20 protein-coding genes, 1 pseudogene and 1 riboswitch are annotated in these 22,358 nt (G+C 39.5%); of the genes and pseudogenes, 8 read left to right on the top strand and 13 right to left on the bottom strand.

The features are described 5' to 3' along the window. Nucleotides 1–181 precede the first annotated feature (181 nt). Nucleotides 182–793 carry a translesion error-prone DNA polymerase V autoproteolytic subunit gene (gene umuD / locus IMO47_RS16205; RefSeq protein WP_196076258.1) on the bottom strand — a complete coding sequence of 204 codons (612 nt, stop codon included), beginning with the start codon at nt 791–793 and terminating at the stop codon, nt 182–184. Between the two features lie 277 nt (nt 794–1,070). Here umuD and IMO47_RS16200 point away from each other — a divergent pair, with 277 nt between their 5' ends. From IMO47_RS16200 to IMO47_RS16175, 6 genes are all read left to right on the top strand, one after another. After that, entirely contained in the window at nt 1,071–1,304 is a 234-nt protein-coding gene (locus tag IMO47_RS16200; RefSeq protein ID WP_004828949.1) for a hypothetical protein, read from the top strand. A 407-nt stretch (nt 1,305–1,711) separates the two neighbouring features. After that, nucleotides 1,712–2,656, top strand: a complete 945-nt coding sequence (locus tag IMO47_RS16195; protein ID WP_196076257.1) for an ABC transporter permease — start codon at nt 1,712–1,714, stop codon at nt 2,654–2,656. Next, nucleotides 2,656–3,537: an ABC transporter ATP-binding protein gene (locus tag IMO47_RS16190; RefSeq protein WP_196076256.1), complete on the top strand. Its 882-nt coding sequence runs from the start codon at nt 2,656–2,658 to the stop codon at nt 3,535–3,537. Before IMO47_RS16195 ends, IMO47_RS16190 begins: the two co-directional genes overlap by 1 nt. Before the next feature lie 77 nt (nt 3,538–3,614). Beyond that, complete coding sequence (locus tag IMO47_RS16185) at nt 3,615–4,619, top strand: isopenicillin N synthase family oxygenase (protein ID WP_196076255.1); 1,005 nt, start codon at nt 3,615–3,617, stop codon at nt 4,617–4,619. Then, nucleotides 4,616–5,503, top strand: a complete 888-nt coding sequence (locus tag IMO47_RS16180) for a hypothetical protein (RefSeq protein ID WP_196076254.1) — start codon at nt 4,616–4,618, stop codon at nt 5,501–5,503. Before IMO47_RS16185 ends, IMO47_RS16180 begins: the two co-directional genes overlap by 4 nt. A gap of 7 nt (nt 5,504–5,510) precedes the next feature. After that, on the top strand, nt 5,511–5,852 hold the full coding sequence (locus IMO47_RS16175; RefSeq protein WP_196076261.1) for a multidrug efflux SMR transporter: 342 nt from the start codon (nt 5,511–5,513) through the stop codon (nt 5,850–5,852). Nucleotides 5,853–6,628: 776 nt separating this feature from the next. On the opposite strand, the gene IMO47_RS16170 is transcribed toward IMO47_RS16175, so the two are convergent. The 5 genes from IMO47_RS16170 to IMO47_RS16155 form a co-directional block, all read right to left on the bottom strand. Then, the gene (locus IMO47_RS16170) at nt 6,629–7,651 is read right to left on the bottom strand and encodes an ABC transporter substrate-binding protein (RefSeq protein ID WP_196076253.1); all 1,023 of its coding nucleotides are present in this window, start codon (nt 7,649–7,651) and stop codon (nt 6,629–6,631) included. Continuing rightward, on the bottom strand, nt 7,648–9,462 hold the full coding sequence (atzF, locus tag IMO47_RS16165) for an allophanate hydrolase (protein WP_196076252.1): 1,815 nt from the start codon (nt 9,460–9,462) through the stop codon (nt 7,648–7,650). Before atzF ends, IMO47_RS16170 begins: the two co-directional genes overlap by 4 nt. 9 nt (nt 9,463–9,471) lie before the next feature. Further along, nucleotides 9,472–9,906: a transcriptional regulator gene (locus IMO47_RS16160; RefSeq protein WP_196076251.1), complete on the bottom strand. Its 435-nt coding sequence runs from the start codon at nt 9,904–9,906 to the stop codon at nt 9,472–9,474. A gap of 4 nt (nt 9,907–9,910) precedes the next feature. Further along, nucleotides 9,911–10,036, bottom strand: a complete 126-nt coding sequence (locus tag IMO47_RS19905; RefSeq protein WP_265092644.1) for a hypothetical protein — start codon at nt 10,034–10,036, stop codon at nt 9,911–9,913. 267 nt (nt 10,037–10,303) lie between these two features. After that, nucleotides 10,304–10,657 carry a helix-turn-helix domain-containing protein gene (locus IMO47_RS16155; protein ID WP_196076250.1) on the bottom strand — a complete coding sequence of 118 codons (354 nt, stop codon included), beginning with the start codon at nt 10,655–10,657 and terminating at the stop codon, nt 10,304–10,306. A 95-nt stretch (nt 10,658–10,752) separates the two neighbouring features. On the opposite strand from IMO47_RS16155, the gene IMO47_RS16150 reads away from it, so the two are divergent. After that, a complete protein-coding gene (locus IMO47_RS16150) occupies nt 10,753–11,289 on the top strand; it encodes an NAD(P)H-dependent oxidoreductase (protein ID WP_196076249.1) in 537 nt (178 codons plus the stop codon). Nucleotides 11,290–11,351: 62 nt separating this feature from the next. Here the strand turns inward: IMO47_RS16150 and uca are convergent, their stop codons facing one another. The 4 genes from uca to IMO47_RS16130 all read right to left on the bottom strand — a co-directional run bounded on the left by uca (nt 11,352) and on the right by IMO47_RS16130 (nt 18,021). Then, nucleotides 11,352–14,957: an urea carboxylase gene (gene uca, locus IMO47_RS16145; protein WP_196076248.1), complete on the bottom strand. Its 3,606-nt coding sequence runs from the start codon at nt 14,955–14,957 to the stop codon at nt 11,352–11,354. 2 nt (nt 14,958–14,959) lie between these two features. After that, complete coding sequence (locus IMO47_RS16140; RefSeq protein WP_196076247.1) at nt 14,960–15,628, bottom strand: urea amidolyase associated protein UAAP2; 669 nt, start codon at nt 15,626–15,628, stop codon at nt 14,960–14,962. Between the two features lie 13 nt (nt 15,629–15,641). Continuing rightward, nucleotides 15,642–16,397: an urea amidolyase associated protein UAAP1 gene (locus IMO47_RS16135; RefSeq protein ID WP_196076246.1), complete on the bottom strand. Its 756-nt coding sequence runs from the start codon at nt 16,395–16,397 to the stop codon at nt 15,642–15,644. Between the two features lie 30 nt (nt 16,398–16,427). Next, nucleotides 16,428–16,530, bottom strand: a riboswitch (guanidine-I (ykkC/yxkD leader). A gap of 576 nt (nt 16,531–17,106) precedes the next feature. Further along, nucleotides 17,107–18,021: a LysR family transcriptional regulator gene (locus tag IMO47_RS16130; protein WP_004828965.1), complete on the bottom strand. Its 915-nt coding sequence runs from the start codon at nt 18,019–18,021 to the stop codon at nt 17,107–17,109. A 331-nt stretch (nt 18,022–18,352) separates the two neighbouring features. On the opposite strand from IMO47_RS16130, the gene IMO47_RS16125 reads away from it, so the two are divergent. Continuing rightward, nucleotides 18,353–19,015 carry an epoxyqueuosine reductase QueH gene (locus IMO47_RS16125; protein ID WP_196076245.1) on the top strand — a complete coding sequence of 221 codons (663 nt, stop codon included), beginning with the start codon at nt 18,353–18,355 and terminating at the stop codon, nt 19,013–19,015. Between the two features lie 6 nt (nt 19,016–19,021). Here the strand turns inward: IMO47_RS16125 and IMO47_RS16120 are convergent, their stop codons facing one another. The 3 genes and pseudogenes from IMO47_RS16120 to IMO47_RS16110 all read right to left on the bottom strand — a co-directional run. Next, complete coding sequence (locus tag IMO47_RS16120; protein WP_196076244.1) at nt 19,022–20,410, bottom strand: methylenetetrahydrofolate reductase C-terminal domain-containing protein; 1,389 nt, start codon at nt 20,408–20,410, stop codon at nt 19,022–19,024. Between the two features lie 174 nt (nt 20,411–20,584). After that, nucleotides 20,585–21,583 (bottom strand): carboxymuconolactone decarboxylase family protein, encoded by a 999-nt coding sequence (locus IMO47_RS16115; RefSeq protein ID WP_196076243.1) that lies wholly within the window; start codon nt 21,581–21,583, stop codon nt 20,585–20,587. A 319-nt stretch (nt 21,584–21,902) separates the two neighbouring features. After that, a pseudogene (locus tag IMO47_RS16110) lies at nt 21,903–22,106 on the bottom strand (molybdenum ABC transporter ATP-binding protein); the annotation flags it as partial. Between the last annotated feature and the right edge of the window lie 252 nt (nt 22,107–22,358).

Genomic DNA, 22,358 nt, shown 5'->3' with positions numbered 1-22,358 from the left:
AAAGCAAAAGGCAGGTTTCGATGCTTAAGTTTTTATTTCTAGAAGGTCTTTGATGCAGCAGTAATATCATCCAATATTGTTTTCTTTTGCCGAGTAAAGCTGATCAAAACTAAATCAAAAAAAGCAACATGAATGTTGCTTTAAAACCTGAGTCATAAAAGCTGACCAGGTAAAATCTTGATTAGCGCATTCGTTTTAAGTTATAGGTGACCACGCCCCAAATTTCAAACTCTTGCCCTTCTTCAATATAAATATTCTTAAATTCAGGGTTTTCTGCTTTTAACCAAACTTTAGGGGGGTCAAAATGCTTATCAATCATGAGCCGCTTTACGGTAAAATCATTGTCAATACGTGCTATCACAATATCACCCGACTTTGCCGTGATACTACGATCGACGATCAATGGATCTTCAATATCTATACCGACATCCAACATTGAAAGAGAATTGGCTTTAACAATAAAAGTTGAGCTTTCATTTCGAATCAGATACTCGTTCATATCCAAAGATTGCTCAATGGTGTCCTGAACTGAGAATGGGACGCCTGCCGCAACCCGTTCAGTTGCTAAAGGAATTTGATAAACCTTATCGTTTTTTGCTTGAACAGTTTGAATATTCATGGTGGAGCTTAAATCATTCAACTGACCATTTTTGAAATTCTTCAGTAACCAATTTTTGATAAAATCAACTTGGGATTCAGGCACACGGATTACTTTGGTAGGCTCACTGAATTGTGCTTTGCGTCCAGCATTGGCTCTCGCACCTCCATGTTCAAATTCTACTTTTTTAGTCATTTTTTATCCTGTATGCTACATAAAAACCAGTAAAATCAATATACCTTGAAAAAGTTACAAATTCAAGTTGACGGCAACTTTTTTTTGAATAACAATAGCCCTATCGATCAGTTTTGATACATTTCTTTGAACAAGGATGTCAAAGACAGTCAATATACTTATCATAAATCAATAATTTACAGTATAAGTACAATGTTATTTTATTGATTTTGTTGAGCAAGTTCGCTGATCTTCGTTATGCACTTATTTGATTGATTTTCTATGTGGAGACATAAAAATGGCTACTCAACGTGATGCAATTCTTGGTTATGCTGATGAACAACATGCGTACTATATTCGCTTAATTGAAGACAATAATGTACTTGGCAGTCAATATGGTTTGTTCTGTGAAAACACAAACAGTGATGATGCCGAAAGTATCATGACCACACTCTTTTTAAAGAAATCATTTTGGCTCAACGGTTCTGAATTTAATGATATCGTCAAAGGCTTGGAACCGCTTCCGTTTTAAGATAAATTTTTCCATCTAAGTTGAATATGTTTTGATGTTCAACTTAAGTGAATCATGATCTAGATTTTGTGCGATTAGAATGCCGCCATATTCCGATGAATAGCGCGGCATCTTAATGGATCAGTTCAATAACATCTGTGTATTTTGTTCATACTCATCGTTTACAAAGTACACTGCGTTTTTGTTTTTCATTGCCTTCCCTATTTAATTTTCAATATTTTCATTCAATAGAATTCTATCTTTTTGTTTTTCAGAAACAAGATCATTGAATTTATTCTGTGCATTCAACGCACACCTACTTTCTCATTTAATTCTACCCCTACTCTGTCTCATGGCACTTATTTTGCTTAAACAATATTACTTTTTCCAACAATCGTAATACTCAAGCAAAAATGAGGATGACAAATATGGGTTATGTCGCAAAGGATATGGGTCAAAAGAACAGGCTGATCTTAAGCTTATGTTCTTTTCTAATCCCTATATGTCTCTGGTGTGCTTTTAGTTATTTACCTTTTATTTGGCATCCACAAGTCCAAATTACCGATTCAGGGAGTATTTCTTATCTTCAAGTCGGCAGCCGTGTGGATAAAAATGTGTTCTATAGTAAGGCACAAAATGCTGTAGATCACCATTCTGCACCACCACAAGGTATTTTGGTTAATCCAATCTACTTACCTGCACCACATGAAGTTGCCAAAGCCTTGGTGACTGCCTTTACCACACCACCTGAACAACCTGATACGCCTTGGTTTCATCAAAGTTTGTGGCACAGTATTAAAATTGTTTTTTCAGCTTTTCTGATTTCCTCAATTTTTGGTATTCCACTGGGAATTCTCTGTGGCTTCTCGCAAAAAATATCTCTGCTGACTGAGCCTTTTGTTGAATTTTTTCGTTACTTGCCTGCACCTGCATTTGGCGCATTGGCTGTTGCGATTTTAGGCATCAATGATGCGCCGAAAATTGCAATTATTGTCATTGGTACGCTTTTTCAACAAATCCTGATTATCGCCAATACCACACGCATGGTTGATCAAGGATTGATTGAAGCGGGTTATACCCTTGGAACCAATAAATTAAGAAGTTTGTTCCATGTGGTTATTCCTGCGGCATTTCCTGATATTTACCGCGATTTAAGGGTGCTTTTGGGATGGGCTTGGACTTATTTAATTGTCTCTGAATTAATCGGGACAACCTCAGGCATCACTTGGTTTATCACCCAACAAGCCCGCTATCAAAACTTTGACAATGTGTATGCCGCAATCTTAATTATTGGAGTGATTGGCTTAGTCTGTGATTGGGTCTTGATGAAGATGGGTGAACGTATGTTTGCATGGAAAACAGGAGCAAAATAATGAATGATTCAACTTTTAATCCATATGAGTATTTTCAAAAAATCTATGCACGCCCTGTCATTTTAGAAACCAAACAACTGAGCCAAATCTTTAAACATGGCAAGACTGAACGTGTGGTCTTAAAACAGCTTGATCTAAAAATCCATAAACGAGAATTTATTTGTGTGATTGGTCCTTCTGGTTGCGGGAAATCAACCTTAAGTCGTGTGATTGCGGGTTTAGATCCCTATCACAGTGGCGAGGTCTTGGTCGATGGAGAGAGAATTACAGGTCCTAGTCCTGAACGTGGGATGGTTTTTCAAGGCTATACGCTGTTTCCATGGAAAACAGTCAAAGAAAATGTCATGTTTGGTCCACGAATGAAAGGTATCAGCCAAATCGCGGCTGAATCCCATGCACGTGAATGGATCAATATCATTGGTTTAGAAAAATATGAAAATCAATATCCTCACCAGTTATCTGGCGGTATGAAACAACGGGTCGCAATTGCGCGTGCTTTGGTCAATGAACCGAAAATTTTATTGATGGATGAACCTTTCGGTGCATTAGATCCTCATACTCGCCAAAAGATGCAAAAACATTTGATGGATTTATGGCAAAACATAGACATCACGATTATTTTTGTGACCCATGATATGGATGAAGCGATTTTGCTGGCTGATCGTATTGTGGCACTCAAAGCCAATCCCGGTGAAATCAAGGAAATCATTGAAGTCAATTTGCCTCGCCCACGTTCAACAGATTTAATCACAAGCCCTGCATTTAAGCAGCTCAGGGCTCGAGTTGATCAATTGGTACATGCTCATGAAGATGAACTTGATCCATCACTGCAAGACTTACCCAAGATTCCACGTATGACACAAGTCAGTACAAACAAGTAGATAAACACTTTCTTATCGCATTTGGGACGACCCAAATCGCTTAGTTCTATGTTGGACGACCAACTTTGGTGATATTCATGACGAATAGCTATGTTTTACCACTTTTGGATATTTCTTTACTGTGCAGCCCTGATCGTAGTGATCGCTTGCAGGTCGCACATGCTTTAGATCAAGCATGTAAAGATGTTGGCTTTCTTTATTTAAAAGGTGAACAGTTTAAGCCTGAATTATTTGAAAAGCTCCACCAAACAGCGCAACAGTATTTTGCCCAAGATACAGCCCTAAAAATGCAGAATTATATTGGTCTATCGGAAAATCACAGTGGCTATGTCCCGATTGGAGAAGAACGTTTTGTCGAAAACAGCTATGATCTTAAAGAAGCGTATGATGTGAATTATGATTACCTCGGCTTGGAGGATAGACGCCCGCTTGTAGGTCCAACACAGTGGCCTGATGATCCTAGCTTTAAAGTACATGTTTCCAATTATTATCAGCACATCAAAAAAATCGGGCAGCAAATTTTTCAAAGTTTTGCCTTGGCATTGGACTTGGATGAGGACTATTTTAATGCGCATATTTCAAAAGCCCCCAGTCAGCTTCGCTTGATACATTATCCATATATTGCAGATATTCAGGATAAAGAAGGTATCGGTGCGCACACGGATTATGAATGTTTTACTTTACTTCTCCCTACTGCGCCCGGCTTACAAGTGCTTAACAAAGCCGGGCAATGGATGGATGTGCCATTGCTTGAAAACACCTTGATTATGAACATTGGCGATATGATGGAGATTTTGTCCAATGGGCGTTATTTGGCCACCAAGCACCGTGTTAAAAAAGTTGCCGAGGAGCGTTATTCTTTTCCCTTCTTTTTCTCATGTGATTATGACTACATCATTCAACCCTTGGTGAATTCTGAATCTGCTCAATATGCACCATTAAAAGGCGGAGAGCATCTATTTAATCAAACGGCACAAACTTTTCAATATCTCAAAGACAAAGTCACTCGTGGTGAAATTCAACTTGAGAATGCCAGACCACTCTATTCATTTGGTTTAAACCAAAATGAGGAATCACTATGAATCTCATGACACTCTGTACTCAACTCAAGCTACCTGCTGCTTCAAAAGGTCGACTCCCTGAATATTTATTGGGTGCTTTCCGCCGTAAAAGTATCAGTTTTGCCAATGGACTTACTGATGAAACTACACTGGTCTATTGGTTTCAGTCAAAATCATTTACCATCGATTTACGTTTAAAAAGCCAATACTCTACCCCTGTTTTGGAGCGACAAGGCTGGGTCGGCAACACGCTGTGGGATGAACAGCAGCAACTACTTTCTTGGCAAATCACCAGTAATTATCAAAATCATGTTCAATGGCCTGAACCTGCAAAACTCTATGCAATTGGCAATGCCATTTTAGAGTTTTCCCCAAGCCGTGCTTATGTTGAAGACTGGCGTCAGCAAGCCAAACATGGTCTTTTTCTGGGTTTGCGCTTATTTAAAATTGAAAATATGGATTTGAATATAAGCTACCCTGCTGATGGTGGTTTGATTATTTGTGATCATTTTATTGCCTTTGCACGATCACGCCATCCAGATATCCAACAACGTTTAGAAATGGATAAATCTTTATCTGAAGCCTTTGCTCAAAAACATATAAGTGTTCAAGACATTCAGGATTATGAAGTATCGGTTAGTTTTGGGCAACAAATGATTGATCTCAGTACCGTGACAGCGCAGGTGGGTAAATCCATCGAACTTGATCACTTTAGTCAATTAGACCACAACACATTGATACAACAACGCTTTATTCAAGGACAACGTTGCCATTTATATTTCACAATCGATGTTTTTGATCAAGATTTTTGTTTTTCCACACAGACAGCAACATCAAACGCCAGCCTTGCTTGGTTTGAACAGGAACACAACCATCTTTTCCATCATGCAGAAATAAGTGTCTAGGAAGCATATTTTAACCAAGTCTTTTCTCTATTTACTCATTGCGATTGTGGCAGAAGTCATTGCGACCTCTGCCATGAAAGCTTCAGAAGGATTTAGCCAACTCTTGCCATCAATCATCACGATCTGTGGCTATGCCGTGGCGATTTATTTCCTATCACTGACAATGAAAACCATCCCAGTCGGTATTACCTATGCCTTATGGTCAGGTGCTGGCATTATTTTAGTTTCACTGGTTGGTTTTTTTTATTACAAACAGCATTTGGATTTAGCAGCTATTCTTGGGCTTTCACTGATGATTATCGGAATTTTAATTATTCATCTTTTCTCAAACAGCACAGAACTCACTTAAGGAAAGTTTATGCTGATGCAATTTTGAGGCTTGATCATTTGCCTTAATTTTCTTTTTTAATTCCTTTTTAGTCAATTTGGATTCGTATTTTAAAACATAATATTGAATGTACAGGTTTAAATATCATGATGTTTGATTTGATCTAAACAATTAAAAGCCAATTGAGTCAGGCGATGATACCAATCAATATCATTAGATGAAGAAAATAATCTGAGTTCGATATAAAAATCTTGATGAAATATGATGCTCGGAAACGTCATCGGCAACCGTTTGAGGCAGGACTACTTGGATAAGATATTGTTTCAGCGACTGATTAAATATGTTGCTGGTGGTTGACGAGTTTTGCGGTGGGCAGCGATGTCGTTGCGCAGGATGGTTGCCCTTGGGGAGCTTTACTCCTCGTCCCAAAAGAAAAGCAGGGCTATCCGCAGGCTGATCCTAAAATTGGGTAAAACTCAGCAAGACTCCGCCAAGACTTATTCTTTTTCAATGAGTTGAAGATGTAGTTGCATCGAACTCACGTTTAAATAGCATGCGTTCGACTTATTTTGAATGAGTTAGCTCGATATTCGAGATGATATCTTTTTATCTCTAAAAACTAAGGCATGGTCTGCACTAATTGATCAAAGCTTTTCACAAAATAAGAAGCAGCGAAGCTTCTTATCTAATTATTTAAGTTTCCAGAATGATACTGCTTAGGCTATTGGTTGAGTTAGATAATTTGCGATTGGTCCTAGAGAGGTTTTTCCAGACCAATCCAATTAGCGCAAATCCCCTTATGGTAACTCTTGTAATAAGGTTGGATAAATCAAACCATCTACATTCTGCTCAGTTTTATAGATGCCATTCTGCACATTGAATTTATTCACATGATAGGACGAACCATAAATCGAATCGAATCCATTGCCTTTGCTAAAGACTTTTTTATTGGCAGCTAGATCCAGTAAATGTGTGCCATTTACCATGGATTCATATTGTTTCGGATCGACACCTGAACGGTTTGCCATGATTTTGACAGCATCTGCGTGTGTGGCTGGATCGTTAATATATTTCACCGTTTTATCCCACACTTGCAGAACTTTTTTCCATTCCTCTTTATGTGCAGTTAAATGACTCATATTGACAGTTAATGTGTCATAGATTAAACCCGGTTTATCTTGCGATGTATAAATGATTTTTGAGCCTGCAACGGCTTTCAGTGCTTGACTGGCAACAGGCTGCCAAACTGCAATTGCGGAAATATCAGGACTTGAAAACACTTGAGGTAATTGATTGGTCGCAGAATTCACCAATTTGATTTCATTAATGGGAATTTTCTGATCTGACATCGCTGTTGCGAGCAGTAAATGATCAACCAGCCCCTTTTCAACACCGACTGATTTGCCTTTTAAATCCTGTATATGCTTAATCCCCTCTTTGGCAATAATGACATCATTTCCAGCAGAATAATCTGTTGCCATAATCATCATGCCTTGCGTGCCGCCTGAAGCAGTCACCAAATTATCACCATTGGTGACAAATACTGCATCCAATTGATTTGCTGAAAAGGCTGAAAGTGAGGCTGAGTAATCAAACCATTTAAAATCAACATTTAATCCTGCTTCTTTTAACCAACCCTTTTCAATCGCGACTTGCCATGCAACAAATCCAGGCCAATCACTATAGCCAATGGTAATCGGCTGCATGGTTGCTGTCGTTTGTTTATTTTCTTTGGCATCAGGTACTTTAGCAGTGTTGTCACAACCCGACATTAAAACCGCAGTTAACACTGATATGGACAAAAAAGATTTACGAATCATACCGATACTCCCCCAACGTTCTCACATTTAAATTTGGTATTGGACTGACTGAGTGACTGCATATAGGCACGCCACCCGCCAAAATGACTGATATCAACAGCATCCTCAGTCGCATATGCTTCACAGATAAAACCTTTAACCCAAGTCCCATCTTCAAGTTGCAGATTGCCAATACCCAGTGGAGCAGGAACTTCTGCAACGATTGCCCCAAAATTCGCTAAGGGAACATCCCAAACTTCAACCTCAATCACCGATCCATGAACATCAAATTGCAACCCCGGTTTAGGTGGTGTAGTGTTTTTTAAAGCAAATAATTTATAGCTTTTTGCAGTTCGGGTTTTTACGAGCAATGTCGCGTGACGGGTGGTCAATTGAAAATTCAAAGGCATCCCTGAAAGATGCGCACCAACAACAGCGAGCTTTACTGAATTTTGTGATTCAATTTCATTGCATTTCTGATAATGGTGCGATGACGTGCCTAGAGGAAGCGCTGTAATTTTTTGCCATTGTTGAGCAAACTTTGCCAAAGCTTGATCATGCCAAGCAGGTGCAATGAAGGTTACGCCACTTGGCAGTCCATCTGAACGAATGGTATTGGGTAAGGCAATCGCAGACAGATCAGCAAAATTTACAAAGTTGGTATACGCCCCCATATGTGAATTTTTATTGAGAGGATCTGCTTCAACTTCACTGATCTGATAAATCGTCGGTGAAGTCGGTACCATCAAGGCATCATAGGCTTGTAGACGAAGATTGATTTTTTGTGCGAGTTCAGCCCGTTGGTATTCAGCTTGAAATGCATCTTTAGCTTTAAACTGATCTGCCTGTGCGATGATTTCAGCAATTACAGGATGTGCTTGTTCCCGCGAGACTCGCGCTTCGACAGCAACCGTTCGCTCTGCAACCCAAGCGTCGTTATAAAGCGCTTTCGCCAAGAGATTGAAATCCGTAAAATCAATAGATTCAACCTCATAGCCAAGTGTCTGAACACGTTCTACTGCAATTTTAAATGCTTTCTCAGTTTCAACATCCCCATAAAACACGAGTTGGGCAGGTATCGCAATTTTTCCTTTAGAAAATTGCGTTGCAACATTGGCAGGATGACAACGCGAATAAGCATCGGTTTTATCATCACCCTGCATCAATGTTGCAACCAACCAAGCGTCATCACTGGTCAGTGCAAAAATTGAAATCACATCCAGTGTTCTACATGCAGGCATCAAGCCTGTGGTTGAAAACCATCCCTTTGTAGGTTTCAGTCCAACAATATTATTGTGACCTGCAGGAACTCGACCTGAGCCAGCCGTATCAGTCCCAAGACTAAAAGGTACAATTCCATTCGCTACAGTTACTGATGAGCCTGAACTTGACCCTCCACTGATATATGCTGGGTTAAAACTATTTTTGACCGCACCAAAGGGTGAACGCACCCCCACCAACCCTGTTGCAAATTGATCTAAATTGGTTTTTCCAACAACCACTGCACCTGCTTTTTTAAGCTTAGCAATAACAACAGCATCATTATTTGCCAAGTATGCGGCATCTTTACACGCAGCAGTAGTATGAAAACCGGCGACATCAATATTGTCTTTGACTGCGAAAGGCACACCAAAGAGGGGGAGATCATCGCTATTTTGTGTTTTTAAAAAGTCAATTTGTGCCTGGATTTGTGCTGAAGATGCGATTTCAATCCAAGCATGATCATCATTTTGTATTGTTTCAACATACTTGATTAAACCATCAATCGTGATTTGCTGATTTGAATAGGCATTTTTCCAGTCTTGGATTGTCCATAAGTCTTGCATGACCATACTCCTGAATTAATCATTTTGTAGAATCGGAGGCATCACTGCATCCATGAGTTCTAAATGTCCTTTGATCACGCCCTTGAGTGCAATAAATTGCTGACTAATCTGCTTGAGCTCAGAGCTTGCACCTTGCATCAGCATCACCTGTAAGATTTTTTGCTGATCAAGTTGAATATGTAGTGAGCTGATCACTTGTGTTAAAAACTGTTGTTGCAAATCAATCAGTTGATTTCGCAGTGGCATCTGCCCTGCATCATAAAGAATGGTTAAGGTACCCACCATCACTTCATTGGCTTGAACCTGCTCTGCAATCAAATGTTTATTGATCATATCCACGATTGCCTGTGATCGACTTTCATAGTGTTGATCAACAATTTTCTGATCAAGCGCATTGAGTGTCGCTTCAGGTACAGTAATACTGATCCTAGCCAACTTTTGTTTAGGCACAGTGCTATCCTTTTGGTTTATGAACTGAGTTGGTTTGTTTGATATACAGACCAGCACGAACACTGAATAATTCGACAAGAAATGTTTTTAGCGGATGTGCTTTTTTGTCTGCTGTTTTTACATGATTCATCGCGCCACTCCTATTTGATGGTCTGATGACCGTTCGCTATTTTCAAACATAGCTGCACAGTCAACAGACTCCAGTATTACCAAATTAAGTTTTTGTATTACGCCTATGGAGATGCAGAAAATGTGCCAATTTCTGAGCATGCATTTACTGCGATTCAGCGATATTTATGAATGTTTTTTGGGAAAAAAAATGCCCCATGCGCAGTGATGGGGCGAAAGTATTAAAACAATTCGTCTGAAGCAGTTGGTTGCTAAGTATTTTTGAATCTCAATCGTCATTCAGCATCGCATGTGCCCAAAGGGATAATGATTCTAAAACTGGTTTAAAAGAATGACCCAAAGCGGTCATTTCATAGACCACTTTGATTGGTGCTTTTTCTCCATACACGGTCCTAGAAATCAATCCGCTTTGTTCTAACTGCTTAAGTTGCAGGCTGAGTGTCATTTCGGTAATCGTTGGCATCAGCTGCTTGATTTCATTGAAGCGTTTTGCACCATCTTTGAGATAGTAAAGGATTACACTTTTCCATTTCCCACCGACCAAATCCATCGCCATACTGATATGGCAAGGATAGATTTTTCCATTCATTTTTATTTCACATTTATTTTCAATAGGTTCCATCAATATCTCTGTGCTATCAACTTTGATAGTTATTGTACGTCATCCATATAAAAAATATAGTGACTATTATTTTTATAGTTAACTAGGCACATATTATGGCGTTGCTGATTTTGGCTCATCCCTATTACTCAAGCTCCATTGCAAACAAAACCATTGTCAATGCGCTCACAGAAAAATATCCAGCGTTAGAAGTTCGAGATATTTTCCAACGCTATCCTGATTATCAGATTGATGTCGTTGCGGAACAACAGGCATTATTGCGCCATGATACGGTCATTCTGCAATATCCAATGTTTTGGTTTAATATGCCCGCCATTTTAAAATTATGGTTCGATGAAGTTTTTACCCATCAATTTGCGTATGGTTCACAAGGGGATAAATTGAAGAACAAAAAAGTCTTACTGAGTATGACCGTAGGACAGGCAGAAAAAAATTTAATCAATGAACATGAAAATTTAATCGAAAGTTTTTTAAAAGCTGTTCAGCATTCCATTCAATATAGTCAAATGAGTTTAAGTGGTACTTTTTTACTTTTTGATGTTTCTCCATTATCTGGTCATTCAGTGTCAAAAATCGAAGGTGATGCTGTCGAACACGGTGATAAAATCTTAAAACATCTGCTCAATACTTGATTAAAAAGGGCATCTCATGGATGCCCTTTGTTTTAACGCTGTTTTATTTTAGAGATACTTTTTCAGGCTACTGGTGCTAAGGTAAACAAAACCTGTCCTGTTTTGACTGTCTGTCCTTTTTCGATGGTAATTGTTTCAACTTTCATTCGCTCGGGTGCAATGATTGGAATTTCAATTTTCATGGCTTCAATCACTGCAAGTGTCGCGCCTTGCTCCACAATTTCACCCGTAGCACATTCAATTTTCCAGATTGAACCAGGCATATGTGATTCAACTGTGCAACCACCTCGGGGAATAATGACCGCTTCTGCATCTTCAACAGCATCCAGACTTTCAGAAACATATTCTTGCAAACCGGCAGCATGCCAGCGACGACGTTCGGCTTCAAAATTGGTCTGTTGTGTGTGTTTAAATGCCTGGATACTGTCTTGATTTTCGGTTAAGAAATCATTGTATTGTTTAAGATTCAGCACGCCTTCTTCAATTCTAAGCTGTAAACGTCCTGCTTTAAAGTCCTCTCGCATTTTCAGCAGTTCAGGCTCCGAAACTTCGTAAAATTTCACCTGATCGAAGAAACGCAATAGCCATGGCTTGCCCGCTTCAAAATTAGCATTTTGACGGTAACGGCTCCACATTTGTGTAGTACGTCCAACGAACTGATACCCACCCGGACCTTCCATACCATAGACACACATGTATGCACCGCCGATCCCTACTGCATTTTCAGGTGTCCAAGTTCGAGCAGGATTGTATTTGGTCGTGACCAGACGCTGACGTGGATCAAGTGGAGTTGCTACGGGCGCACCCAGATATACATCCCCTAAGCCCATCACCAAATAGTGCGCACTGTAGACCACATCCTTCACTGCCTGCTTGGACGGCAGACCATTGATACGACGGATAAACTCGACGTTATCAGGACACCAAGGTGCGTCTGGACGCACAATTTGGGTATAGCGTTCAGTCGCCAACTGCGTCTGTGAATCCTCCCAAGCCAAAGGTAAATAAACTGTTCTTGACGGAACTTGCATCTGATCAATATCGGTGAGTTCAGCTTCGGCACTTTGCAATTTTTTTAACAATTCAAGTTGATCAATTTGAATTGAATCAAAATGGATCTGTAAAGAACGAATACCCGGTGTAAGATCAATAATTCCTTGAATATTTTGTGCTTTTACCCATTGCATCAAAGCATGAATACGGAAACGTAAATTTAAGTCTAAAACCAGTTCACCATATTCAACCAGTAAATAACTGTTTCCTGCGGGTCTATAGCAGACACTCGGTGACTTGTCTCGCCCTGCTATTTTCGCAAGTACAGCATTGCTTAAAGTATCATGCTCAGGCTGGATCAGAGGATTAAAATTAACAGTCGCTGTGTCTGTATCGATTAAACTTTGATGATATTTTTGGTCGAGAATTTTTGCCTGTGCATAACTTACAGGTATGAATTTTACTTTATCCCCTGCTTTTAATTGACCAATTTTCCAAAGTTCAGAATGAATCACGACTGCGGGACATACAAATCCGCCTAAACTTGGACCATCCGGTCCCAAGATAATGGGCATATCCCCAGTGAAGTCTATTGCACCGATTGCATAGGCGTTGTCATGAATATTGGAAGGATGTAAGCCAGCCTCACCGCCATCTTCGCGTGCCCAATCAGGCTTTGGTCCAATCAGACGTACCCCGGTGCGACTGGAGTTATAATGAATTTCAAAGGTATTGGCAAAAAACTGATCAATATCCTGTTCAGTAAAGAAATCAGGAGCACCATGCGGACCGTACATCACGGCGATTTCCCAAGTTCGGCTAAAGCATGGAATTTGATCTGGGGCTAAACACTTACTGTCTTCAGAACAATGCTCTGTGATTGGAAGCATATCCCCAATCAATAAATTACGACCTGCATGTCCACCAAATTGACCTAAGCTAAAGGTTGCTTTTGAGCCTAGATACTCTGGAACGTCAAGTCCCCCTTTAATTCCAATATAGCTACGGCATCCGGTGCTAATCGTGCCACACTTCAAGACTTGAGATTTTTTAACATTGATTGTTTGCCACATCGGTACAGCGATGCCATCAAGTGTGGCCGCCATATCTCCACCCGTGATGACAATTTGACTATCACAATGAAACTTTAGGCTGGGGCCTTGTAGAGTGCATTCTAGGCCTGCCGTATTGTATGGATTTTCTAAAAGTTGGTTGGCAACATTTAGGCTTAAAGGATCAATTGCACCTGACGGTGGTACACCCACATCCCAGTATCCTAAACGCCCTGTGATATCTTGAATCGAAGTTTGAATACCTGATTGTAAAACTTCGATTTTTTGAGTTTTCCATGCGAAAGTATTCAAAAAGCGAGTGGTTTGCGTTCCTGATTGAAACACTTCACCCGCAACAATATTCTGCAGATATTCCAAATTGGTTTCGATACCCGCAATTTGAGTGACTGCAAGACTGTCCTGCATTGCACGTATTGCCGAGTATCGATCTGCTGCCGTAACGATAATTTTAGCAAGCATCGGATCATAAAATGAGGAAACATAAGAACCTGTTTCCACCCATGTTTCCACACGTGCCTCTGAATCAAATTGTACATGCGTCAACAGTCCTGCACTTGGCTGGAAGTGCTTAATCGGGTCTTCAGCATATAAACGTACTTGAATCGAATGCCCTTTCGAGACTAATCTTTCTTGAGGAGCAGACCAATCGCCACTGGCTAAAGTCACCATCCATTCAACCAGATCAACACCATAGACTTGTTCAGTTACCCCATGCTCGACTTGTAAACGTGTATTCACTTCCAAGAAATAGAATTGCGCTGTTTCAGTGTCCATGACAAATTCAACAGTACCTGCCGAACGATAATTCACTGACTGCATGAGTTGAATTGCAATACTTTGAATATATTCACGCTGTTCAGCATTTAAATGGGGGGCTGGCGTTTCCTCAATGACTTTCTGGTTGCGGCGCTGTACAGAACAATCACGTTCTCCCAAAGCCAATACTTGTCCCTCACCATCACCAAAAATCTGTACTTCGATATGTCGCGCATGCTGCACAAACTTTTCCAAATACAAACCTGCGTCTTTAAAGTTGGCTTGAGCGAGATATGAAACTGTTTGAAAGGCTTCTTTGAGTTCAGCTTCATTCCAAACCAAACGCATGCCAATACCACCCCCACCTGCGGTGCTTTTCAGCATGACTGGATAACCGATGCGGGTAGCCTCGGTAATGGCTTCATTTTCATCAGCCAGCAAAGCACTTCCCGGCAATAAAGGAACTTGACTTTGTATGGCAAGTTCACGTGCCGTATGCTTTAAACCAAAATCCAGCATTTGACTGGATGTTGGACCAATAAAAGCAATTCCCTGATTTTCACAAAGATCACAAAACTCCGCATTTTCAGATAAAAATCCATATCCCGGATGAATTGCCTCAGCACCAGTCTGCTTTGCAATCTCCAGAATTTTTTCAATATTCAAATAGCTCTGCTGTGCAGGTGCTGCACCAATACAAAATGCTTCATCTGCCAAGGTCACATGTAAAGAATCTTGATCGGCTTCAGAGTAAACAGCAACGGAAGCGATGCCTAATTTTTTCAGTGTGCGTATGACACGGCAAGCAATTGCACCACGATTGGCAATGAGAACTTTTTTAAACATGATTAAGCCTCCGTACCAGTATGGACAATCAGTTGAATTTTCGTTGGATTATAGCCATTGCATGGATTATTTAATTGAGGGCAATTTGAAATCAGTACAATCAGATCCATTTCCGCTTTAACTTCAACATATTTTCCTGGTGCGGAAATACCATCAGCAAAAGTCAGATGACCTTCCGAGCTCACAGGCACATTCATAAAGAAGTTGATATTTGGGCCAATATGCCGAACATTGAGTTGGTGTTTTTGAGCAATCGGATGTTTCGCCAATGCATACATAAAATTATTGCGGCAACTGTGCATGGGATAAGTTTCATGTGCATAACGTACCGTATTACTTTCACATGAACATGCACCGCCCAAGGTATCATGCCGACCGCAGTTGTCATCATGAATCACGGCAATCACACGACCGAGATTGCTATATAAAGTGCTACCTTTTTCTAAATATATATGTTGGTTGATTGCCAAAGTATCAGTTGCACTATACCGTTCAGCGGGGTTTTCTGCGGATATGAACAAAGTATCTACGGCTTGATTGCCTTCCAAATCAACAATCCGAAAGTACTGTCCTTTTTTAATTTCCCCCATCCACGCCTCACCTGCAAGACACACTTCATCCACAAGTACTTGGTCTAACACTCGATGCTCGATTGAACTGAATACGGTCATGATTGTTGCCCCTTTATACATTGATGTTATGTAATGAATGGCGTGCAAAATAACGGTCATTGTTGTTGAATGCGCGTTGATTTTGTGAACAAGAATCCCGGCAGATATCATGCTCAGACAAAGGCAAGGCAGTAAAAAGACTCAAAGCAATATCCGCTGGAGCATAATCTGTAGAATGATCTAAAGCATGTGGTGCCGCAGATAAAAATACCCAGCTATCCATTTCGAAACGTAGCTGAATGCTTTGATCCTGATTGTCCGAAGCAACGTAACTCAATGCACCTGTTTGATCTGGACTGACTTTTGAAAATAGATTGAGGGTAGCACTTAAATCAACCTGCCCCAGTGAATACTTGCTCATTTCAATCAGCAAACCATCTAAACCATTTTGATACATCTGGTTTCGGGCATCTTGAAAACCTTTGGTTCCAAAAGTGCGCTGAATTTGTTCAGGTCGACTTGGACCACATAACACATCATTCCAGCCATGATCATCCTGAACAATTGATGCCATAACGCGTCCCAAATCAGAATATAAAACATGACCTTGTGTTAAGTATGCAGTATGTTGCCCTTTTAAACTGTCAGGCATATTGAAGCGTTCAAGTCTGTCATTGGCATTGACACAGAACAAAGATACATTGGCATTTTTAGCTAGAGCTTTAAGTTGCAGTACGGTTCCTTTTGGAATGCGACCTGACCAGTGATGCCCACCCGGTAATTTTTCAGACCAGATCTCATTCTGATCATGATAATTTGTCGTATTCATAGCCACTCCTGTTCGGATAGTTGATTGACTTCCTCCCGGGCTTTTATCCCTCCGTGTAGTTCTTGCGAACCGCGAACTCTCGGTCCAGTCATATTTGCCTTGCACAAATATCGGAACCCTAGATCACTTTTTATAGAGCTTAGGAATGCAAAGGCTATGCCAATCCAGTATTACGATTTTCAGCTTCTGTCATACTTTTTTGAACAATATGAGTGCGTTTTATGCTTATTAAAAAAATGAAGCGCCATTAATGGTCAAAAACAGTTTGTTTATACGGATAGATGCCATAGGTAAATCCATTCTAAAAAAGCATCCGGTCATGGCTCTGCTGATTAAAGAAATCAAATGCAAACGATAAATTATAATTTCTTTGCAGATTTATATTCATTATCAATATTTATAATTGAATGGTCAGAATGTTTTTAAGTCTGATCAAAGATGGGTTCTGCTTTGACAAGTTGAATAATCTTGTTCAATCCGAAAACATTACTTAGACATCATCTCTGAAAGAATGTTTCCTCATGGCTGTACAAATTATTTTTTCAGCTTTGCAAACTCATGCACTGCTGCATAGTTTATATAGAAAGCCATAACCAAGTTTATAGAGAAATAGTCATATTCATTGTAGCAACCTGATCCATTTTACGAGCAATCAGGTTTAACCATATCTAAGTCTCTAATAATCTGAAACGACCATAATTTAAATCAATCAGTAATAGCTTGCTCTTTTCTTTGAAAATTTATCCAGTTGCTTGAGAAAGCCATCAAAATAATCTTTTTCTTTTTCTTCAATGCGATAGCCTGCATATAAGGTACGGCGTAAACCTTCAGGTGCAACACAATCTAGACGTCGAGACACCACCCAGCCTTTTTGCTCATATTCATTTACCACCCAATCTGGCAAAGCAGCAATACCATGACCACTGGCAACCAACTGGATCAACATTTGTGTCAGATCTGTAGTACGAATATGTTTGGGCTGAATATTGGCGGGAATAAACAGTCTGGACATGATATCAAGACGATGCTTATCTACAGGATAGGTCACCAAAGTTTCTTCTGCGAGTTCCTGAACCGTTATTTCCTTCATACGCACCAGAGGATGGGTCTGGGACAAAACCAAACGTGATTCATATTCAAAAATTGGGAAATATTCAATGCCTTTCAGTGCGATTGGATCGGCCGTAATCAACAGGTCAAACTCACCGGTTTGCAATAATTCATGAGGGTTTGCTTCAAAGCCAGAAGCAAAGTCTAAGTCTACATCGGGATATTGTTGCCGATATTGATTTAACAGCGGCATGAGCCAATCAAAACAGCTGTGACATTCTGAAGAAAAAACAATTCGCCCAGTTTGCCCATGGACGATACGGGTAATATCAGATTGAGTAATTTGTACTTGAGGCAAAATATCATCTGCCAATTTCAACAATCGCTGTCCTACATTGGAAAAACTGACCGGTCTTGAACGGCGATTGACCACTTCAACACCAAACCATTGATCAAGCTCTCGGAGTTGATGCGACAATGCCGATGGAGTTAGACACAGATCTCCTGCGGCTGCTACCAATGAACCATGCTCACGCAGAGCAGTCAGTGTTTTTAGATGTCGAAGTTCTAACATTCAATGATTACCAGATGAGTTTGTGACGCGGACCATTCGCTATAGCATAACTGATTCACTGCCTTTATGTTTAATTATTTTCACCTAATGATCAATATAATTATTTTTTTTCACTTTAAATCAGACGAAATGGTTGAGTACAAAAATATATTTTAATTTCAAAGTGCATTAACATTAAATTAAACCACTGATATCAGAGTTAAAATCTGCGACCTGAAATATTCAATAGAAAATCGTTCAGCTTAACCTGAAAACATTTCACCTAATCGCAATCCCACATCACATAAAAACTTTTACAATATTCAATCCATCACTTTTTATATTGTTCAACATGACACTGGAACGAAAAAAACTCGAATTACCTCAAGGGCACGATAAATTGTTGCTTCATTCATGCTGTGCGCCGTGTTCAGGTGAAGTGATGGAAAGCTTAATTGAATCAGACATTGATTTTTCGATCTTTTTTTATAATCCGAATATTCATCCAGTAAAAGAATATCTGATACGGAAAGAAGAAAACATTCGTTTTGCCGAGAAACACAATATTGAATTTATCGACTGCGATTATGATACAGACAATTGGTTTGCCCGCGCCAAAGGCATGGAAAATGAACCTGAAAAAGGCATACGCTGTACCATGTGTTTTGATATGCGTTTCGAGCGTACGGCCCTGTATGCCTATGAACATGGTTTTCGCTTAATCAGCAGTTCCTTGGGGATATCCCGTTGGAAAGACATGCAGCAGATCAATGGCTGCGGAATTCGAGCCGCAGCACATTATCCTGAAATTGAATATTGGGATTATAACTGGCGCAAAAATGGTGGCGCGCATCGCATGATTGAAATCAGCAAACGAGAAGAATTTTATCAGCAGGAATACTGTGGCTGTGTATATTCACTACGTGATACCAATCGCTGGCGAATGAAAAATGGTCGTGATCGAATTAAATTAGGTGAAAAGTTTTATAGTAATGCTATGGATGAAGAGCACTAAATTTAGCTACTCTGCCTTATACCAATTTTTCCAAGAACTGGTTCCTCGCACGTCTATCGGTACCGTTGGAATCAGTTGTTTTTTTAACAGTTGAATTTGATCTACATCATACGCTAGACGTGATTTGACCGAATGAATGCACTCCCTGTCGCCAAACTCACAGCGATCTAAATCAGTACCGCCGCAAGGTCCGTTGGCGAGCCCTTTGGGACAGGTTTCCGGACAAATATACAAAGTTTCAGCCAAACGGCATTGTCCACAGCTTTCACAGCCCACCAAATAATGTTTACTTAAATATTCAGTCTGCAAGAGTACTTTGTTAGCCACTTTTCTGTTCCAAAAACTTGCATTAAAAATATAACGCCCCACCCCTTTTACAAAGCTAGACTGAAACATGGCACGATGAATCAAGTCTAAAAACTGATATTTCACCTTTTTATCCAATGATGATTTCATGCGTTTAACCACAACGCTTGGTCTAAGTTGCTCCCCATCAGTCAACTGCCATAATTGATTCCATAGCGTCTCGCATTGGGACAAATTCAGATCACGATATTGTTCAATATACTGTTCTAGATACATTTGCTCATCTGCTTTATGGCATGCCGAAAGATGTACACCGGCAAAACCCAAATGCTGGCAAATTAGAATTTGCAAAGCACAGCGTTTATACGCATTTTCTGGGCACTGATCGACCTGATCCTGAGCTAAAACCTCAAGCATATGTGGAGTGATGACGATACCTGCAACTTTATGCTTCACCATAAATTGTGCGCGCGCTAAAGTCAGCGGCATCACACAAGCAAGAATTTTTTGAGTATATTTTTCTTGAGCTAAAAAATTTTGTGCCTGTTGTAAAGCAGAGAGGTCAAAGCCCAATTGAGTAATAATGTAGTCTGCACCTGCATTTAATTTTTTATGTAGTTTTAGATACTGTGCCTGTTGTTCTGCTTGGGTATATTTAAATGGATTGAAAGCCACCCCAATATGGAAACCACCGTATTGTTGAGCCGCCATAACCGCATTGACCGACTCTAAATAACGGGTTCTGGGATGTTGCCCCTGCCCATCATGGTGTTTCTTTAGCTTGTCACCTGTCAACAATAAAAGATCTCGTAATCCGACTGCATCCGCCTGTTTTAAAAATAGATTAAAATCATTAATATCTCTTCCCTTACCCGCATAATGCAAAACTTTTTCAATATGATCCGGATAGGCTTGTGCAGCGATCAAGGGTTCAATATCTTCATCACAACGGACACGATCGGATAAGGTCATGCATGCTGGAAAACCAGCCAAAGTTTCCCTTACAGACAATACTTGGTTTTTTGTAGGCAGATACTCGACCAAGCAACAAAATTGATTTTGCGCAAAATATTGGGAAAGCTTAGACATAATTGCAAATGTAAAAGGACAAACAACAAAAAAATTAAGTCACAATTATAGATTGTTTTGCATCAAATTACTGCGCCCTGACACACTTTTATCTTGCACTCAGTCTTTCAAAGGGCTTGCTATAAATTGATCTCTCGCATACTAAAAATTTTGAATCAGACCCTTTGCAAAATTTTAGTTTTTTATACGTTCTGCTAAAACGTGTTTAAGCACGTTTGTTCCGTTGATTGCAGAGGGAAAGCCTGAGTAAACAGACATCAAAAGCATAATTTCCTTGATCTCCGTTTCAGTTAATCCAACATTCAAACCTGCATGGATATGAAAGTTGAGTTGGGGTTGTGCTGTTCCTAAAGCCGTTAATGCCGCAATCGTCGCAATTTGTCTGTACCGCTTGCTTAAATTATCCCTTGAGAAAATATCAGCATATCCATATTCAAGAGTAAACTTGAGCAATTCGGGAGAGAATTCAGCATAAGCTGTTTTTAGCCGATCAACTTGCTGATTATCCAACTGTGATAATTCATGCTCTCCTAATTTCAATCGATCAATATGACTACTTTTGCTTGCTGTTCTGCCTATTTCATCATAAATTCCCTGCTTTTTTCTTTCTGCTAAAACGTCTTTGAGCATATTCATTGCATTGATGCTGTTTGGAAAACCTGAATATACAGACATTTGTAAAATGACTTCCTTAAGCTCATTAACAGTACTTCCCGTATTTAATGCCCCATTGATGTGTACTTTTAATTGTGGTTGCGCATTCCCCATTGCCGTCAAGGCAGCAACCACTGCGATTTCTCTGGACTTTAGGTCAAGTTCCGTTCTCGAATAAACATCACCAAATGCGTATTCAATAATGTATCTACCCAAATCAGGCGAAATATCTTTTAAACTTTGAATGACTTTTTCACCTACTTCGCCATCAATTTCTTTGAGTTTTTCCCAACCTCTTTCATATCGACTTAATTGCATTTCATTTTTAATAGTGGGGCTAAAATCTGGCAATGTATTCTTAGTCACCATCTTCTCTCCTTTCGTTTGATAATCTAATGGATCGTGAATATATGCATAACCATCCCTATTTAAATTGCTTTCATGCATGGCTTGTACAGGCACAGCCCATGCAATTCCAATCAAGTAAGCGGTCAAAACCACTGTATGTTTAAAGCACATCTTTTTCTCTTTTCTCTGTTTATAAATTTATGATGTCAATCAGCTAGATAATTCTCAAATCAATAAAGCCAGAGGGTATGAAACTAAATGGAAATGGCGGATTTTCAATACTGATTATTTTTAGAAGGCTATTTTTATATGTTTGCTTCAAGAAGTCTTATCATTGTATAAAATTAACACAGAAATATGCATTTTATTTAAAAGGTGTTTGTAGAAATTATTATTATTGTAACATTTTATACCCCTCCGAAGGTCTCAAAGCAATAAATCAACAGTCAAACAAAGACAGCAGCACGTCTTTTGACAAAGCTGAATAGTTTTAAGTATTGATTATTTTTCCTTGATCCATATAAAGCACTTGCGCATTTAAATAAGCCAACTCATCGACGTGATGTGTCACATAAATCATCGGCAATTGAGTCTGGGTTTTTACCCGATCAAGAAAAGGTAAAATTTGCTGTTTTAAGCGTTGATCCAAACCTGTTAAAGGTTCATCCAGTAATAATAAATCTGAAGAAGGGTTAAAAAATTCAAAACCTGATTCGTTCTTTTGGTTAAAAAAACCCCTTAAAGCCCACGATTTTGAATGGATTTTTTAAAATATATGCCCGTAAAAAATTATAAAATCAGCCCCCGTCACAAATGAAAGCGATTGCAGTTCAATGTATCGGTAAATCTATCTTAAACAGTTGAATCATCGCAACGAATCAGTATCCAATAACTTTAAAAATGCTTTAATTTTTAAAGCAGCATTAAATATAGTGAAAGAGACTGA

The organism is Acinetobacter sp. Res13-Abat-PEC15-P4-01 (genome assembly GCF_015676285.1).
GTDB lineage: Bacteria > Pseudomonadota > Gammaproteobacteria > Pseudomonadales > Moraxellaceae > Acinetobacter > Acinetobacter nematophilus.
The sequence above is the reverse complement of the archived record's forward strand: the minus strand, read 5'-3'. Positions and strand labels throughout refer to the sequence as shown.